This window comes from Paenarthrobacter sp. NPDC091711 (assembly GCF_044756605.1).
In the GTDB taxonomy this organism is placed as follows: Bacteria; Actinomycetota; Actinomycetes; order Actinomycetales; family Micrococcaceae; genus Arthrobacter.
The window spans coordinates 15443-33298 of sequence record NZ_JBIVTF010000006.1; the positions used below are offsets into that span (position 1 = coordinate 15443).

Genomic DNA, 17856 nt, shown 5'->3' on the forward strand with positions numbered 1-17856 from the left:
GCTCAGAAGCCGAGCGGGAATGCCGTCTGCGACCAGAGGATGTAGCCGTTGATCCCGCCGAGGATGGCCGCGACAGGACCGGTCCACAGCAGAATCACTCCGCCACCGGAAGCAAGCCGTGAGGATTGGCTCAGCTTGCCGGCCAGGAGCATCGCCGCTCCGATGATCGCCACGATGGCGATGACGATGAAGGCGCCGACGAGGATGCCCCCGCCGATCTGCTTCAACGACTCAAGAAAAGGGAAATTCGCGTTTGGTGTGATCCCGGGATCCACCGCTGCCAGAAACATCTGGTGCTCCATCCAGTCGTCTTCCAATGGAATGAGCTGATTGGGCTCACGACTTCATGGATGGGGAGGGAGGGAACGACATGACATTGGCGAAATGGTACTAAGGTAGCGAGGTCCGAGTGCGATCAAGTGACTTCCAACTTAATGACGATCAGATCCATTCCGGCATCAACCGCTCGGGCTTCGAACTACTGGGCCTCCTCGGAGCCGTAGGCAGCCACAGCGGCGACGAATCGACAAGGCCGTCCTAAGCTAGTTCCGTTGGTGCCTCGATCGAATTGCATAGGACGCAGGCAGGAGCTTAGACCCTGTTTCCGGCTTTAGTCCTTGCCAGCTCTATAGCCCCCCTGTCAAGAGAATGCACTCAGACGAGAGAATCGCGTCGCGTGGCTCAGCTTGTATCTTGGTCGTTTGCGACCGTCCTCGGTAAATGCAGGTTCCAGTCCATCCCATGGACCACGAAAAAGCGTGTTCGCTGGCCTTACGCAGACGCTGGAACGGCAGCTAAGCGATGTGCACACGGTGGTTGGACATGCCACGTTTTGGTACAGGGACAGGGAGCGAAGTCTGCAACATGCTGGCTCTATAGGCGAGGCGAGCCGAAAGCAACCGTTCCCTCACCTACGATGATTACGCAACAACCGGCACTTACCTCCTGGAGAACCTCGTGTATATCAAAAGCTTCCGTGTCGAGAACTTCAGGCGACTTAAGAACGTCCGAATAGACCTTGAGTCTGATCAGACGATTTTTGTAGGTGCGAATAACAGCGGAAAGACCTCGGCAACTCACCTCTTCCAGTTGTTCCTTGGGCGGAGCCCGCGGGCACCCTTTCAGATATACGATTTCACAGCCGATTGTTGGGAGTCATTCAACTCGTTCAACCCAGAATCCGGCGACCCTGGAACGGATCTTCCACAAATCAAATTTGACCTGTGGTTCGACGTCGACGATGAAAACTTGCACCGAGTGCTGGATCTCTTACCGGGATTGGACTGGGACGGAGAGCCCGTCGGCGTTCGCCTGGTTTACGCGCCACGCGACGGAGAGAGCCTCGTAGCCAACTACGTCGACGCGCGGGCGAAAGCGCAATCAACCATCAGCGCTGAGCAAACGTCCTACAAGCCGTGGCCGGCCACAATGGTCGAATATCTACGCAAGCGACTGCAACAGGAGTACGAGATAAAGTACTTTGTTCTGGACGCCAAACAGTGCGCTGAAGATCTTGTTCCCGAGGAGGGCTACGAGCCATTCTTCCTCGGTACGCACGGCAGTGGGGCTTCAAAAATCCTTGAATCCATCGTCACTGTAGATTTCCTACACGCCCAGAGGCACTTATCGGACGTCGACTCACGAGGCAGAAGCGAGGATCTCTCGAAGCGACTGAGTCGATTCTACGAACGGAATCTTCAGCAACTTGAGGGAGATTTAGATGCACTTGGAGCCATCGCAGACTCTGAGGAGCGCCTGAACGCCCACTTCGCCAGTGTTTTCGGGCCAACCCTAGATCGGCTTGGAGAGGTCGGGTATCCAGGTGTGACCAACCCGGGGCTAGTCGTCAAAGCATCATTCAACGCACACGGCATTCTGACTACAAGCGCAAAGGTTCACTACGCCCTCGCCACTGGAAGCGAAAACGGAACTATTTCTGAGCAGACGCTACCTGATCAGTACAACGGGCTTGGGTTTAAGAATCTGATCTACATGGTGGTCGAGATACTTGACTTTCACCATGCATGGGTCCAGGCAGAGGACGACCGTCCGCCAATTCATCTCGTGCTTATCGAAGAACCAGAGGCCCACCTGCATGCTCAGTTGCAGCAAGTATTCATCAGGAAAATCCAAGAGGTTTTACCGGAGCCGGAAGCAGGCTTTCAAACTCAGTTGGTAGTGACGACTCACTCACCTCACATCATCTATGAGAGTAACTTCAAACCGATCCGATACTTCAGCCGATCGGCATCGGCAACCGGGCTTAATTTGAGTGTGGTCAAGAATCTTTCGACGTTCTATAACACAGAAGAACACGCAACCCGCGAGTTCCTGCAACAGTACATAAAGCTCACTCACTGCGACCTATTCTTCGCAGACGCTGCAGTGCTAGTTGAAGGCAATGTTGAACGCCTCCTGCTTCCACAGATCATCGAACGCTTTGTCCCCTCGCTGACCTCAAATCATCTCACCATCCTCGAAGTAGGTGGGGCCTTCGCCTATAGATTTGAGAAACTGGTCAGTTTTCTCGCACTTCCAACACTTGTTATTACAGACTTGGACAGCGTCGAAGCAGCAGCAGAAGAAGGAGAGGACAACGATGATGAGGACGTCGAAACAGCAGAAGAGGACAACGATGATGAGGACGTCGAAACAGCAGAAGAGGACAACGAAGCAGTAACAGGGTCGTCGTGCCCTGTCGACACTCCGGGTGCCGTGACATCCAATCAGACGCTACTTCAATGGCTCCCTAAACTCTCTCGCATCAAAGATCTACTTTCTGCCAGCTCAGAAGTGAAATCGGCGAAAATGCTCGACGGACTAGACAGTCTTGTCCGAGTCGCTTATCAAACTAAGGAAACAGTAAAATGGCAAGATCGTGCCGAGGAACGCGTCGGCCGCACACTTGAAGAGGCATTCGCACTACAAAACCTCGATTGGACACAGAGCAAGGAAGCTAAGCATTTGGGCTTGAAGATCCCCAAGGCGGCCGACCTTTCAATCCCCGAGTTACATGCAAAGCTTTACACACGCGTCAAGAATTTTGATAAGACCAAGTTTGCACTCGGAGTAATTGCTACAAGCGACCCAACGTGGACTGCACCTGCGTACATTGTGGAGGGACTCGAGTGGCTCAGCGCTAGACTCACTGCGGAAGTCTCAGTTAGGACGGCGGATGGAATCGCGCCTGGGGAAGGAGCGGAATGACTTCCAGAGTTGATTCCCCAGACACGACGGCTGACGAGGACCTCCGAGAGATACTTAGCCAGGACCTCCTCGAGGGTTTCATCGTGGTTGCTGGCGCCGGCTCAGGCAAGACGACCTCGCTTGTCAAGGCTCTCGCTCACGTCACTCAAACTAGGGGGGCCATCCTTCGTGCGAAAAGTCAGCGTGTTGCATGCATCACCTACACAGAAGTCGCTGCCCGCGAGATACATGAGGAGATTGGAAACGACCCTCTTGCCTCCGTCTCTACGATCCACAGCTTTCTCTGGTCGCTATCAAGGCCCTTCCAGAAGGACATCGGCGCATGGGTAAGTTCCCACATTGATGATGAAATCGACAGGCTAATTCTAAAGCAGGCTAAATACGGAGCTCGCACAACTTCAGCCACCAAGGAAAAGGATGCTTCGGATCTCGCAAAACGACAATCTCAAAGGAAGTCTGTCCTGAGTGTAACCCACTGGACATATGGGATAGGTGGTGATTATGCACGTGGGATTTTAGGGCACACGGACATTCTAAGAATGGTTCCCGAATTAATACTTAGACGCGACCTTTTTGCCCGGCTGGTTGCCCGGCAGTTTCCGTTTATCTTCGTTGATGAGAGCCAAGACACATTCCCCGCCGTCGTCGAGTGTTTGAAGCATGTGGCGAGGCTCTCTAGCGGCAAGGTGTGCTTAGGATTCTTCGGAGACCCCATGCAACAGATTTACCAACAGGGCGTCGTTTCCATTATGCCCGACCAAAGTTGGCACAAAATCGACAAGCCAGAAAATTTTCGGTCGTCTCGGCAAGTCCTAGCCTGCGTCAATGCGGTACGTGCTGAGGGTGACACTTTGCAACAAGTGAGTGGGCTCGGGAGCTCACAATCCGAGGGAGAAGCGTTCTGTTTCGTTTTGCCATCCGATGACCAGAGGAGCGAGAACCTCGAACGGGTGCGCCTCTGGCTGGATGAGCACAGCAAATCAGGCAACTGGTCGGAAGGCGCAATGGACGGCGGCTCAAAGGTGCTCATGATTGTGCACCGCATGGCAGCTAGCCGACTTGGATTTGGTGCTTTGTACTCCGCCTTCAACGACAATAGGGCGACCGCTCTATCGGAAGCATTTAATGAAGGTGCGGCTTGGCCTCTTCGTCCGTTTCGTGACGTGATTCTTCCCCTATGTTCGACGAAGGATTTCGACACACCGGCCGTCCTCTCAATCTTGAGGGAGCATAGCCCGTTGCTGCGGACCGCTCGAGAGTCTCGACAGGTTCGAGTTGCGCTGGCTTCTTGCCGTACAGCAGTCGAAGCGCTCAGAAAGTTGACTGTCGTAGACACCCCCGCTACCCTGGGCCAGCTTCTCAGACTTGCAGCAAGCCTGCAGCTGGTCGAGCTCGATCCGCGTATGGCCGCATACATTGATCTCGACGGCTCCCATCACGACGTTGTATTAGACGAGACGACCCAGCGAGTCTTGGATGCGATGTCTTTGTGTGAATTGTCAGAACTAGAGGGCTACTATCGCTACATCACCTTAGAGTCTCCGTACGCCACGCAACACGGAACGAAGGGTTCGGAATTCGAGCGAGTCGTTGTGGTGCTGGATGACGATGAGGGGAGATACTCGCTCTACTCATATGAGAAGCTTCTCGGTCTCAAGAGTCTGTCGGCGACGGATGTCGCGAATCAGGCTGCAGGGAAAGATTCTGCAATAGAACGCACCCGCCGGTTGTTCTACGTCTGCGTCTCCAGAGCAAAGGAGGCTTTGGCTATCGTACTTTTCGCCTCCGATGTCACCCTTGCGGTTGAAGCAGTTCGGCACTCCGCCATCGGTGACCACGTTCAGATAGCAACCGCGTCTGAATTGCCGATGGCAGCCAGGTCGGCGTGAATTGCGATATTCGACCTAGAAGCATTTCGACAACGATTTTCCGTAGAGACATGGCTACCTGTTCTGCTCTAGGAGGTCGAAGTAGGCTGTTCCCGAGTTCCATCCGATGGGGTGCAAAAGCGTTCCCGCAGATGGGTTGAGCGCGCTGTACATCATCCCATTGCCGGCGTAGATCCCCACGTGTCCCCAATTGTTCGGCCCAAGAGGGTTCTGCACCACCAGGTCGCCAATTTGTGGCGAGTCGGTCATCCGTCCTACCTGCCACTGCTCCACACGCGGCAACTCAATTCCCACCTGTCGATAGATCCACTGAACGAATCCGGAACAATCCCACGACTTGAACGCAGTGCCACCCCAGACATAGCTGCCTCCCACTCCCATCTTGGTGAACCGGAGGATGTCTTGGCGGATCTGGCTAAGGCCCTCAGCTGACACGACATCCGAGCTCGCAGCTGGAGCGTCCGTACATGCAGAAGCTGGCGCCATTCCGCTGAGCGCATTCACGATCGCGGACGCTTGCGGTTCCCATCGGTCGTACAGTTCAGGGAACGCCGAAACCTGCACCGCCTGTGCAGCCTGTCCTTTGCTCAAGGAAGCCCAACCGGGGATATCCAACAACCCCCGAGGGCTTCCGTGATTCGGCCCCGACGTCCCTCCATAAAAAGCTCTAGCGTTGTAGGTAACATCCATCAATTCCGCGACACTCCCCCACCCGGCGGCAGGACGTTGCTGGGCCGATCCGACCGAGTCGTGATCGCTACCAACTCCGTCGTGCGGGTAGTTGAAGGAATCGGGGACGTTGGTATTGGCAAGCATTCGGAGACTGGACTCTTGCAGCGACATCATGATGGCAATGACCAACGCCTCCCGTTGCAAGCCGAGCCCCTTACCGACGGACACGTAACCCCTGGCTACATTCGTCTGGGCCGCCGAAAGCCCTGCGATTCCAACGCCGGTTCGCAGGTTGAGCGTTTCGGAGCCGCTACCAGCACCAGTCTCTTGGCCAGGGACACAGGCGACGGCCGCCGTCGGACGATCCCCCACCAAGACCACAGCCACCGCACTGGCGACGACACCAAATGCGAGCGCGACGACAGCCATGAAGGCTCCGACCAACCTGAAAAGGGCGCGCCGTCGCACGAGAACGACAGAAAGTCCTGGATGAGGCATCAGTAAACGATTCGGTCAGATGACGCGTAGAACGCGACCATCACGCAACTATCAGCAGGTGCTGTCGGAGCCGGAGGGCAGTTCACCATGACACTAAGGGGCGCGGAATACGAGTTGGTACTTGCCGAGGTGTGGTCCTGGACATGAAGCCGAACGGTGCAGACATGTAGCCCCGGCCATGGAGCGGGCCGCTCGCGCACTTTGACCAGCTGCTCGTCACACATCAATGACTCCGAATTCGCCTCACGAAAGGCGCCTTGGCCCGCCAAAGTGACGAACGATCCAGCGTTCACGCCAGTAGCCTCAAGCTCTTGAACCAGAACGGTCCAAGGATTGGAACCATCGGGAAGCAAGACCCAAAGATCGCGCACCCGGCCGTAGACCTCTGAGTAGGACGAGGTCCTCGTATCCCAGGTGTAGATGGCCTCGGCAGCGGTAGAGGCAACTGCACGGAAGTCCGCCGCCCCGGGCACAGGCGATACAGCCGACGCCTTGGTTGTTCCTGAAGGTTTAGCTGAGGGCCGTGGAGCGGCGGCCGACACGCTCGGCGTAGAAGACGAAGCTACGGGAGGAGCCTCTGGCGGCGCCCCAGTGGCTGGCCCCTTGGACGGCAGTGCGATAAGCAGAGCCAACGAGCCAACAAAGAGGATGATCGCCAGTCCAAAGACCCACTGGCCCAAACGTGTCCGAACCCCGCTGGCCTTGCGAATGCTCATGATCACCACCTCGAAGGCATGGGTTGTCCGCTACGGAGGCAAGTCCTCCGCCGGTTAGAAGGAGGCCGCCCGGCGGACCACGCGCCAAGCAGTTTGGTACAGGCGACGTGCAGTGCCGATCTGCACAGCAACATAGCGATCGGTGACGCCCAGCTCCCGGGCCAGCCGAGCAATCGCCGCTTGCCGTTCCGATCCGTGAATGTCGGGAAGAACTATCGCGTTGGCGACCTCACGCAGGAGGACACTTGGGAGACACTCAACCGCACGCTGACAGAGTTGGCCGATATCGCCAATACTGCCCGGGGTGACATCGAGCGCCAAGCTGACTGTCTTCGCAGTCTGGCGCACAGCAGTTACGGCGTTCCAACGTCGGCGGTCGTGCGGCGTCGGGAGCGCATATTGGCGAGGCGTGGTAAGGCTCTCAACGGCCATCCGCCACGTCGGTACAGAGACAGCTTCTCGAGTCAACTGCAGGACCATAATTGCCCACTCATGGTCGATGATCTCCTGGTTTTCCGGGTTGTCCTGCGCGATGAGGATCGCTGAGATCCGGCCCCAGGAACCCAAAACCTGGTCGCCCGTGGGGTCTAGCAGCAAAGGCAGCGTCTTGTGGTTGAGCTCGCGTCGGGCGTGCGCGGCGCAGATGTTGGACGCCACGCCCTGGACCCACGCTTCAAAGGGGACCCCAGGGAACGCGCGGTAGCTCCCCCGAGCTATCCCATTCCAGACAGCTACGCGGATGTCCTGCAGGACGTCGTCAACATCGCATGCGCGTCCGATATGAGCCAAGTGAGAAACGACGTAGCGCCGCACCCCTTCAACCGCTCGCATCATTTGGTCAGCAGACACGGACAACATCGGCTCCGGCGGACCAGTAAGCGAGATGTCCACCGTTCCGGGACGTGACTGCAGTTGTTCGGCCTGCTCAATCTTGTCGTTTAGGCTCATCGCCCTCACCGCTTCGAATAGCTACTGTTCACTAACGTTCGCCGCAAAGTGGCCACGTTGTCGCAGCCGAACCAACTCAGCCGCAAACCAAAGCATCTAAAATTTATTGTCGAAGATACTTTAAGTATCGTCAAGAGTCCGGTTCTTACTTTTTTCATGTTGTTCGGCAAGAATTGAGCCATGCCACGGATTACGCAGCCTCACGACGACGCCTGGTCGCCCGACGTCGAGGCAGCTGTGGCCACCTTTGGAAACAGGGCAAGGAACGAAATACTGAGGTTCCTCACGACTTTCGGCCCCGCGACGCGCGGCGACATCGTGGATTCCGTCAGCGCTGGCGAGCCAAGTGTGGCAAAGCATCTGGTCGCTCTCGAGCAGGTGGGGGCGATCGTCGTCGACGTTCCGGCCGGGCGCCGCCACGGCCGATCCCCGCGGTACTCAGCGAATCCCGCTCGCATCAAGGAGCTGCTGGACGCTCACCTTCGCTATGTCCTGGAGGAGTAGCTGCTGCCCTCTCTCCATGTGGGTGGAGGTCGATGTCCTTGTTCAGATGCTCGCTGATAGCGCGCAGTGTCTCCGGGGATACATCCCCCAGCGTCCTGACGGCAAATGTCTTCACTCGGGCCGCCCTCAACGACTTCACAAACTCCAACTGTGAATCTATGCGCTCAGGAATGTCGCCTTCCACACCGTTCAACAGATAAGAAGGATCGACGTCGAACATCTCGCAGATAGCGGTGAGCAGCTGAGGATCGCTGACCAGACGTCCAGTTCCATCCTTCATGTAGAACCACCTGGCCCGTGAGATCTTGACACCCCGAGCCAGGAGTCCGGCCTCGACTTCCCTAAAAGTAACCGGCGATCCCCTCTCGGCAACAACGACGTCCAACAGGAGGTTCAATCGCCGCGCGAGCGTTGCCTGCGGTGGCTCGCCGTTGCGGCTAGCGTCATTCGCCGGCATGCTCCACCTTTCGATTGCCTGTCTGACCGTGACCATGGCTCCTTCGCCATCAGTATTCCGCGAGCGCCGTACCGACACAATCATTTGCAGTTTGAATCTGTTGTGCGGATGACCGCAGGCGTATCCTGTCCTTGTAGACCCGTCTACAGCTTTCAGCCTTCTCACCCCGAGCCGTGGTTTGCATGTCGACATCCATCCTGATGAACCAAACACGCACCCAGATACTCCGCTTCTTGATAAGGAGCGGGCCAGCCACCCGTAACGTCTTGGCTTCAGAGCTCCAGACTTCGAAGGCCACCATTCGACGTCATCTCATGCTCCTCGAGTCAGCCGGCCTTGTTCATGACTTGGACGGTGAGCGCTTCGCTGCTCGGCCCGCGCTTATTGAGAGCCAGCTCATCGACTTGGCCGACCAATACTCCGTGCAAATGCCTCCTACGACGCCACCGCCTGTTCAGGACTAGCGGCAGCCAGCGGGAGCCCGTGGAACCAGTCCTCAACGGAGTGCTCCCACTTGTCGGGGTCGAAATTCCACTCGAGAGAGTGGCCCACGGACTCAAACTCCACCAAGCTGACGAGGTCGGGCCGCACCGTCGCAGCCCTTTTAGATGCTTCAAACGGGGTGGTGTCATCCTTCCTGCCATGGAGGATCAGGATCGGCTTCTTCAGCTCCCCCGCCCGCGCTAGCCAATCCAGGGCATCTAGGTGTATCGGTTCGGCGAGGCCGGTCACCCACCGAAGCGCTTTCGACTGAAGGATGGCGAACCCCAACTGCACGAGCGGACGTGGCAACCTGGCGGCCTTGGCGTTCGCGCGCAACGTTGTACGCCAGTCAAAGACGGGGGCGTCTAGAACCATCCCCACTATCCGAGGAGCGTGCGCTGAAAGGGCTGCCGCTTGTAGGGCTAAGGCCGCGCCCAATGACCACCCGAAGATCACAATGCGCTCAGCGCCTTCGGCAACGGCATGATTGATAGCCGCTTCGACGTCGCGCCACTCGGTTTCGCCGAGTCGGTACCGGTTATCGGACGACGGCGGTGCGTCGCCGTCGTTTCGGAACGAGACAACCAACGAGGTCAGTCCCAGACGTCTGGTGACTGGTATGCCTCGAAGACAACCAGCTCTCCTGCCCCCCATTCCGTGGATATGGATCGCCCAGGTCCCAGCCCTGTCTGCAGGAGGTGAGTCGAATCTCCAGGCCGGAGCCACGCCGTCGTCGACGGTAATCTCAACGTCTCGGTAAGGCAGGCCTAGTTGTTCGGGCTCTGAGTAGACGTACCCACTCCAAATACCCGCCGGTGCCTGTGCAAGGTTTCCGGAGTCCACGCGCTCCACCACACGAGTGACGGAGTCTCTGTCCGGGCTGGTTTCAACCACCTGACCCAAGCAGGCATGGCCAGTCCCCTTCGCAAACCATAAGCTGTGCAGTCCATCCGCCTTGGTGTGTCTGGTTGCCGGAAGTTCAATAAGAAGTTGCCCATCATTGCCGGGGTACACCGACCGAATGGAAAGGTCCTCGCGACGGCTGTATTTGGGTACGACTACCCGACGTGCAAAGTACGCAGATCCACACAGACCCGCCAGGAGCGCGACCCATCCCATCGACAGTCCAGCATCGACGGCTAGCTGCCTATTTGTCACCGACACCGTTCTCCCCCTTCTGCTTCCTCCGGTCGTCGATCACCTGGCGGAGCTTCTCCAGCGTTTCTGGAGAGATTCCCTGCAGCTGTCGGGCGGCAAAATTACGCACTCGCGACTCCCGCAAAGCCCGAAGAAGCTCCAACTGCGCGTCCACTAGCCGCGGAATCTCCCCTGCATCGTCGAGGAGGTAGTCACGGTCCACACCGAAGAACTCAGCCAGATTTCTTAGCAGTGCGGCATCAGTAGCCAGTGAACTGTCTCCACTGCGCATGTAAGCCCAACGAGATCGCGATAGCGGGGTTCCCCGCTGACTCATGTGCCTGCTGATCTTTGGGTAGGTCAGAGTCTCTGCGCCACCTGCTTCATAGAGATCGAGGAGCAAGTTGAGCTTTCGAGCCAACTTGGACTGCGGCGTCTCGGAAACGTTGGCACCATCATCCGTCATAGCGCCCGCTCCCCTCTTCCCTTCCGCACCTTCGTTCCATGGTCAATCGGTCCAGCCAGATAATTCTCGACAGCACTCAATACTCTAAGCTCGCGGATATCCAAGGAACTCGCTAATCCTGGCTCAACGAGAAGAGCGTCCTGCACCTCCACGAGCATCCTGTGCAGTTTGCGAGCCTGGTCCTGCTGCCTTAGTGATTCGACGCCGAGCTGCAGGCGGACATCTTGCCTCCTCCCAGCTGTCTTTTCCCACACTCCGCTGAGCCCGCGAAACAACTCATCCTGGGTCTCGGACTCTTTGCGGCGGATTATCCGCCGTGCAACAGGCGGGATGGCCAGGCCCACGCAAAGGAACGCCATGGCGGCAATCATCGTCGCATCGTATGCAGGCGATACTGCGCGCATGGCATCGAGCTGGCCTTGCAAATGCAAGGCGTCCATAGCGAGCACAAGCGTTACAAGTAACACGGCCAGCGCGCATCCAATTCCAATGAACGTGAAGGCCAGGCGGTAGTAGGGCCTCGACATGCCGGTGCGGAACCGGAAGCACGTAGCTCCGGTGACGCTGACCACGTAACCGATGTAGACGAACTGGATCGCCGAGTATGACGCAGCTGGGAACTGATCGCCATAGTCCAGCATGAAACGCGTCGAGCTTCCATGCGTAGAGATGAAGCTGAAGTTGAGCGAGAGCCCCAGAATCACGAGGCCGAGGAGAACAATGCCTGGCGTGTCTCGCCTCTCTCCCACATCGTCAGGAGTCGCTGCCCGGATAATTGCCCTGGAGAGAAAGTAGATACCAACGACCATGGAGACATTTGCCAGAAGGTCTACGTAGTTTCGGCCGCCGAACGCTGCGTCGAGACTCGAATAGACCTGGTCGATATTCAGCGTGAGTGCCACAGCAATCGTGATGGCCGCAGTCAACACACTGTGGTCTCGCCGTCGACGAGTTCCTGGCAGCAGACAGGCAACCAGCAACCAAATCAAGACCGCCGCCGCAACCTGAATCATCCGAAAACCCTCTCGAACGACCTCGGTTCCCTCGCGCTATTCCTGATCGCTGCGGCGAAGAGGTCCGCGAGAGACTCCGCGGCTGCCTCTAACTCATCAGCGAAACTGGTGCGCGCCAAGACGCGATGCACCAAACTTGGCGGAAGATTTGGGAAAAGAACCCCAACGTAGTCCACCGGAACGACAAGTTCATCGTGCCGCAGGACCATATGCCCCAGCTCATGAAGCACGAACTGCTGCCGGTGTAGCCCCGAAGGACTGACGGCATGCAGAATGACTTCGACTTCATCCGTCGAAAGCCAAAGACCACACACCGATCCTCCGTTCAGAAATCCGGCTGCCTCAATTTCGATTGGACGACGCCGGACACCTTCGACCACACTGACCAGGCGTTCCAAGCTCAGGTGGGACGGCAGCGACAAGGAATCGAAGGCATTCGCTGCTCGTTTTGCCGGCGACTGCCCTGAGTAGATTGGGTTCACTTGCATGGGCACCCCCAGTGACGTTGACCCCGGTTCGCGTGAATCGTAGCGCGTCCCACCGCACCTCGGACCGGTGCGAACCCTCAAATACATTGAACATCCGCTCTCTGGACATGTCCAGAGGCCGGTCGCACTCACGTCCCTCACTCATCTAATTGTTGGAGGTTCGCCATACCATGGTCCCCCGCGGCAGCGAGTCCATCCACGATCCTGTGGTACCGGCTTTGGGCGTCACCATTGGTAAATGCCCCGAGATTCCGGAGCTCCGTCAGCCAGTTCTCAAGGTAGTAAAGACGATTAGCAAAAACTTCAAAGCGGGTACCTATGACTACTTCAATCCAGGTGAGGGCAATCGAAGCTTGCCATTCTCGGGCCGCGCTACGGGAGAATTTAACTATGGCATCCACAGCCGTTGGCTGCCCTTCCGCAAGACGGAGCCATCGCTCATCAACTTCAGCTATGACATCGGGCTGAATCCAGTTTCGGCGACATGTTTCGAGCGTCGCGTCGATATCAGGGTCAGAGGACCGAGGATTCGGGACCGGCAGTATGGCCGATATTGCGTAGCCGCCCCAGGGGCGCTGCGCCCGGAGAGCCGCGCCGTCGCCCACCGCATCCAAAGCCACCCGCATCACCCATGGCCAAAGAACACCCAGAGACTTTCTCTGCCGATCCCCGTATGTCAGCACCTGCGTCAAGCTCTCAAGCAATAAGTGAAGCGCGCTTGCGTCGCCGGCGAACGCTCTGACGTGGGTTTCCAGGGGACTTGTCTCGCCGTCGATCGCCAAATCGATCAGCCGTCGAGTGATTGGCTCGTGCCGCATGATCTCAAGGTGATCAAATCCTTGGCTCCATGAATGATGCACTCCACGGATACCGGCATTCCAAAGTGGGTCCCACAGCTGACGAATTTCTTTCTTCAGGCAAGCCGCTGCCGATGCATCGACCATACATGCGATGGGCATTCGAAGGTGGTTCACCAAAAGACGATCGCTGTCGACCTTCGGTAGAGACTTGTGGAAAGGAGGACGGAGCGGTCGGATGGTCTTGCGCTGCCCACTGTGACTCCGCTGGCCGCCTTGGGCGTCAGCCAAACTGGCAACTGCAGCATTCCAAGCTGAGCCGTGCCGCAAGCATGGACCGGAATTGGGAGCATACGAGCAAGGATCACTCCAGATGTGCTCGCAACCTTCGGCATATTTCATTCGAACTTCGTCGTTGTGGCTCGTAGCCTGCGCCCGCAGGCATTCGTCCAGACGCTGACGATCTAGTCCCAAGCTGTCGAACTTATTCGTGAGAAGGAGCGGCACGGCCACGGCGGCTAACCTATCAGCGCCTATTGGAAACATGATGCCGTGATGGCTCAGATCATCAGTTTTAGGGTTTTCTGCCGTCAACATCACAGCTTCGGCCGCCCACATCAGATCGACGTTCTCTATGACTTTCAGCCCGAAAGCATGCGCGCGGACGGCTGCGGAGGCGACCGCAACTAGGCCGTCCTCCGGCGAAAGGGAGTCCTGTGGAAGGCCCCGTTCACTGATGCTCCGAGCTTTAGTCAGGTCGTCCGGTAGATCATCCATTGCCCACTCAACCGGGCTTCCATTCAACCTAGAATAGCTGTTCTGAAATCCATAGAGGTTGATCGTGGTCTGGAGGTCATCGTTTCGAGCCGCCAAGGCCTTCTCCACGTGTTCTGGGCGCTCAAATTCAATGACGAGTCCTCCGTCAGATTGTTTGGCACTATAACTCTCGAACCGGAACTCTGCCGCCCACCCCTCGATCATGGCAATGTACTCCGCCTCACCGGATGCACCGCGAAGATTCTTTCGCGCATTTGCAACGAGTTGATCTCCAATATTTGCAAGATTGGCGAGCCGCTCATGGTCACCTCGGAGTCGGGCGCTGACAACCATCGTGCCAACTGTGTCGTGCGGCGTATGGCCTCGTCTTTGGGCTCCGGTCAGGTTCTCCGCATCTGCATCTGGGGAAAAGAAACTAAGGCCAACTGTCGTTCGCGCAGTCTCAAAATGCCAGACTTCGGGATGGCTGAGGAAGGCGTCGAGACGATCACCAACCAGGTCAGGGTGTCGTGTTAGGAATCCAAACAATAAACCCGGGACCGCAATGTTAGTGCAGTCTTCCAGTAGCAGTTCGAATATGCGTGGGACGTCGACTTTAGCCTCTTCATACAGGTAGTCCACAAAGCGTTCCAGGGCAAGGAGCGCACTCATGCAAGCGTGAGACCCTGCTCCTGTTCCCCGGTACCATGCCCATACCTGACTGTCGCCATGATAGAAGCGTGGGCCCGTTCCTGTGATGTCTAGCCATAGCCCCTCCGGTTCCACGGACTCGCCGAGCCGCGCGGGGTGCTCCGTATCTCTTTGCAATCGGAACGTCGTGGCATGGTTCAACATGCGATTGATGAAGGCGAGTGCGTCAAGCGGAACGGTACTCAAAAGGCGAAAAAACGGACCGTAATACCAAGCCGATTGGGGAACACCAAGGCCTAAGCCAGGACCGTGCTTGAGATCTCTGATGCCATCGTCAAACAAGCCCATTCGTCCCCAAGTCTGTTCGGGGTCGGGTGCTTCAATGTAATAAGACTCGGCAAGATCCAGCAAAAGGTTGGGGTGAGAGGCTGACATACTGATCGCCGTGGCCGCCGATTCCACAGCGGGATGAAGGTTGCCTGGGCGCTTACTTGCGACGTCACGCAGCCACGCCTCGGTTCGATCATCAATGTCCGGGCCAAGAGTAGCCAAAAGCTCGACAGCAAACTCATCATAGAGAGGCGGACTTTGCTCTAGGACGACGTCCCGCACCATCTGCCGAAGTTCTTCCTGACCCCAGCCAGCCGATGCCAAGCCCCGAATCCAAGCAAGCACTACTTGTCTAACGACTTTAGTCAAACCTGAGCTAGTCGCTCCCGAGACCCGGTTGAACAATGGCTGGTCGGCAAAGACCGCTTTGACGACTGGAGCAAGTGCAAACGGGTCGCCGAACGTACCCTGTACGTAGCGTTGCTCTGCGAGTCTCAAGAGAGTCCGGAGTCCGCTATAGTCAGCTTCTTCAAGCTTCGTCCAGAGCTCATGGATAGCTGACTCAGCATCGCTAAGAGTTAGCAAAGCTTCGTAAGGGACTTCTGCCCATCGGCTGCCCATCATCTCTGCAATGGCTCCGAATTCCCTTGTTAAGAGCGACCACGACTGGTGCCGCTCCCCACGCAACAAGTACGCCTGGCAAGCGAGCCGCGCCGCACGTATCGACCAGCGCGGCGCCCCTGCCTCGGTAAGGTTCCCCCAGCCATCAGTTAGGAACAATCGACAGAGTGAGAAGTCCCGGAAGAGATCCGTCGAAAACTCGTCACCTGATGAGAACGCTGGATCATTCGGAATCCTGAGTACACCGTCGGACTTGAGCTCTGCCACGGCTGTACCGTAGGCACGGACAGCGACAAGTCCCAGCGTTCGTCGAGCCACAGCGAGGGCTGCGTTCTCTCTGTCCTCAGCGGAGATCATACCCGGCCCACGCCGCTCGTCTCGGCGAACGAGTCCTCGCCAAACGGCCGAAAAGACTTCGGCTTCACACAAGACGTTCTTTGGCTCAACAACCGCGCCCGAACGGAGGAGGGCGTCAACCAAGCCAGGGCGGCCCAAAAGCCAGTCAGCGCGCGAATCGCCGTTCAGACGAGCCAAGACGCCAAATTTAGATGGGAGCGTACGTCGTTCCTCTTCAGAGAGCGGTCCAACCACATGTTCAACCGGAGCTTGCGAAATGCGTGCAACCTCGCTGGCCCGGACTAGGTCTTCGCGAACCTGCCTTGCGCCATCGGTGCGTGTAACGGCGATGACGCCAATACCGGCCTTGAGAGCTGCAGTTGTCAGTGCGCGAAACACATCGCCTTTTCCTTCGAGCACTGCTTCACTACCGTCAATCAGCAGCAGTTGACGGGCCTGGGCCTCTCCCGTGGTCATGACCTCGTCGAGGCTTGATCCACCCAATTGTTCCTCAAAGTCGGAAACACTGGCAGGGAGATCTCGGAGGCTCAGGCTGGCAACTACTGCGCCTCCGTCTCCCATCGTCTCCAGCACGCGGAGGGAGAGCGCCGACTTTCCGACATCGGGTTCGCCGGTGACGACGATTGATCCTCCATCATCACTCACATTTCGCATGCAGGCTTCAAGGTTGGCTCTCTCCACCTTGCGCTCCAGCTCAAGGAGATTGCTTACAGATCCGAGTCCGGGTCGAATCGAATCACGTAGCCTGATCGCGAGTCGGTCCATGACGTCCCAGGCTCGGCCATGTGACTGTGACCTTTCAAGGCCATAGGCACTTAGCTGCTTCCGCAGCATTGCTTCGGTAATTACAGCACCGCGAGCTGCCCAAGACGCAGTGAGCTCGGATACTTTGAGGAGCAAGAGGTCAGCAGCCTCTACGGTGTGATCAGTCACAACGCTTTTAAGGGCATTAACTGCCACGATGCGATCGGATGTGTCTGAGCCCTCTAGGCGAAGGTGCCGAATTTTCATGCCCGACAGTAAGCGCCAGGTGAGTTCCGCCGTGGTGAGGTCTAACTCGGTTGGCAGCTCGCCAGCCGCTTGATCTACGAGAGCGGTGACGTGCGCAAGCCGGTTTCTGATCTGACTGTTCGTTGTACCAGACCGTACGAGGGCGCTACTGAAGCATTCCAAATCCGGAACAGATCGGGCCAAGGCGGCTAGTTCGCCAAACTCGCGATGGGCTGCCCGAGTTGTCCCAACGGCCAGCACCAACGACCACCTACCCGATCTCACTTCCTGCCAGTTGTCGGTAATGATGCGGAGGTAGTCGCGGATCAACGGCACTGATGACGAATCACTTCTTACCAGCTTTGGGTCCCGCCTCACTCCAACAGAAGCTCGATGGAGAACCCCGTGTGCGTCGTGGCCTTCAACAACGATGTCATCGATTGCGCTAATGTCCCTCGCTTGGAGACGCATGACCGAAACCTTCAAGTGATCCCCAAGTTCAGGGATTGCTTCACCTGCCAGGAGTGCCGCCAACAGGCATGCTGCATACGTGTGCTCCAACGTGACTCCACCGCCTCCGGTGGAGTATGGGGATGCTCCTACTTCGGCCATGTCAGCGCCGCTTGCTTCACTTCGGCCGAGTCGAGAAATCCTCGCAAACGGTTTGCCGAGAGAACGCTTCCCACGACGAGATAACAGGACAAACCGCACAAGCAGCGACCGCAACATTGGAACATGACTAACATCCTAAGGAGTACCCGGGCCGAATTTGTCACCTCACCGCGTCCTCGAGAACTTAGGTGGTCTGCGCATCAGTCGAATCATCAAGCCACACCCTGGCGACGCCGCGCACGCGATTAGCCACCTGTGGCTTTC

Annotated in this window: 13 protein-coding genes; 4 read left to right on the plus strand and 9 right to left on the minus strand. The window is 57.3% G+C overall.

Features of this window, described 5'->3' with window-relative positions; translation table 11 throughout:
* Window positions 1-2 precede the first annotated feature (2 nt).
* Window positions 3-290 (minus strand): hypothetical protein, encoded by a 288-nt coding sequence (locus ACIQH5_RS11170; RefSeq protein WP_157372120.1) that lies wholly within the window; start codon window positions 288-290, stop codon window positions 3-5.
* A 667-nt stretch (window positions 291-957) separates the two neighbouring features.
* Here ACIQH5_RS11170 and ACIQH5_RS11175 point away from each other — a divergent pair.
* Both ACIQH5_RS11175 and ACIQH5_RS11180 read left to right on the plus strand, forming a co-directional pair.
* Window positions 958-3207 carry an ATP-dependent nuclease gene (locus ACIQH5_RS11175; RefSeq protein ID WP_400403125.1) on the plus strand — a complete coding sequence of 750 codons (2250 nt, stop codon included), beginning with the start codon at window positions 958-960 and terminating at the stop codon, window positions 3205-3207.
* On the plus strand, window positions 3204-5096 hold the full coding sequence (locus tag ACIQH5_RS11180) for a UvrD-helicase domain-containing protein (RefSeq protein WP_400403127.1): 1893 nt from the start codon (window positions 3204-3206) through the stop codon (window positions 5094-5096). The genes ACIQH5_RS11175 and ACIQH5_RS11180 overlap by 4 nt, the downstream gene beginning before the upstream one ends.
* 54 nt (window positions 5097-5150) lie before the next feature.
* Here ACIQH5_RS11180 and ACIQH5_RS11185 read toward each other — a convergent pair whose 3' ends face one another.
* The 3 genes from ACIQH5_RS11185 to ACIQH5_RS11195 form a co-directional block, all read right to left on the minus strand.
* On the minus strand, window positions 5151-6197 hold the full coding sequence (locus ACIQH5_RS11185) for a C40 family peptidase (protein ID WP_400403129.1): 1047 nt from the start codon (window positions 6195-6197) through the stop codon (window positions 5151-5153).
* Window positions 6198-6265: 68 nt separating this feature from the next.
* Window positions 6266-6982, minus strand: a complete 717-nt coding sequence (locus ACIQH5_RS11190) for a hypothetical protein (RefSeq protein ID WP_400403131.1) — start codon at window positions 6980-6982, stop codon at window positions 6266-6268.
* A gap of 54 nt (window positions 6983-7036) precedes the next feature.
* Window positions 7037-7930, minus strand: coding sequence for a hypothetical protein (locus ACIQH5_RS11195; RefSeq protein WP_400403133.1), 894 nt, complete (start codon window positions 7928-7930; stop codon window positions 7037-7039).
* A 180-nt stretch (window positions 7931-8110) separates the two neighbouring features.
* Between ACIQH5_RS11195 and ACIQH5_RS11200 the strand changes: the two genes are divergently transcribed.
* Entirely contained in the window at window positions 8111-8434 is a 324-nt protein-coding gene (locus ACIQH5_RS11200) for a helix-turn-helix transcriptional regulator (RefSeq protein ID WP_128397298.1), read from the plus strand.
* Here ACIQH5_RS11200 and ACIQH5_RS11205 read toward each other — a convergent pair.
* Window positions 8388-8891 carry a hypothetical protein gene (locus tag ACIQH5_RS11205; protein WP_400403135.1) on the minus strand — a complete coding sequence of 168 codons (504 nt, stop codon included), beginning with the start codon at window positions 8889-8891 and terminating at the stop codon, window positions 8388-8390. The two genes, ACIQH5_RS11200 and ACIQH5_RS11205, sit on opposite strands and share 47 nt — an antisense overlap.
* Window positions 8892-9091: 200 nt before the next feature.
* On the opposite strand from ACIQH5_RS11205, the gene ACIQH5_RS11210 reads away from it, so the two are divergent.
* A complete protein-coding gene (locus tag ACIQH5_RS11210) occupies window positions 9092-9355 on the plus strand; it encodes a helix-turn-helix domain-containing protein (protein WP_400403138.1) in 264 nt (87 codons plus the stop codon).
* Here the strand turns inward: ACIQH5_RS11210 and ACIQH5_RS11215 are convergent.
* The 4 genes from ACIQH5_RS11215 to ACIQH5_RS11230 form a co-directional block, all read right to left on the minus strand.
* Window positions 9327-10493, minus strand: a complete 1167-nt coding sequence (locus tag ACIQH5_RS11215) for an alpha/beta hydrolase family protein (protein ID WP_400403517.1) — start codon at window positions 10491-10493, stop codon at window positions 9327-9329. The two genes, ACIQH5_RS11210 and ACIQH5_RS11215, sit on opposite strands and share 29 nt — an antisense overlap.
* A 28-nt stretch (window positions 10494-10521) precedes the next feature.
* Window positions 10522-10977 carry a hypothetical protein gene (locus tag ACIQH5_RS11220; protein WP_400403140.1) on the minus strand — a complete coding sequence of 152 codons (456 nt, stop codon included), beginning with the start codon at window positions 10975-10977 and terminating at the stop codon, window positions 10522-10524.
* The gene (locus ACIQH5_RS11225; RefSeq protein WP_400403143.1) at window positions 10974-11990 is read right to left on the minus strand and encodes a hypothetical protein; all 1017 of its coding nucleotides are present in this window, start codon (window positions 11988-11990) and stop codon (window positions 10974-10976) included. The genes ACIQH5_RS11220 and ACIQH5_RS11225 overlap by 4 nt, the downstream gene beginning before the upstream one ends.
* A 625-nt stretch (window positions 11991-12615) precedes the next feature.
* On the minus strand, window positions 12616-16755 hold the full coding sequence (locus tag ACIQH5_RS11230; RefSeq protein ID WP_400403145.1) for a hypothetical protein: 4140 nt from the start codon (window positions 16753-16755) through the stop codon (window positions 12616-12618).
* Between the last annotated feature and the right edge of the window lie 1101 nt (window positions 16756-17856).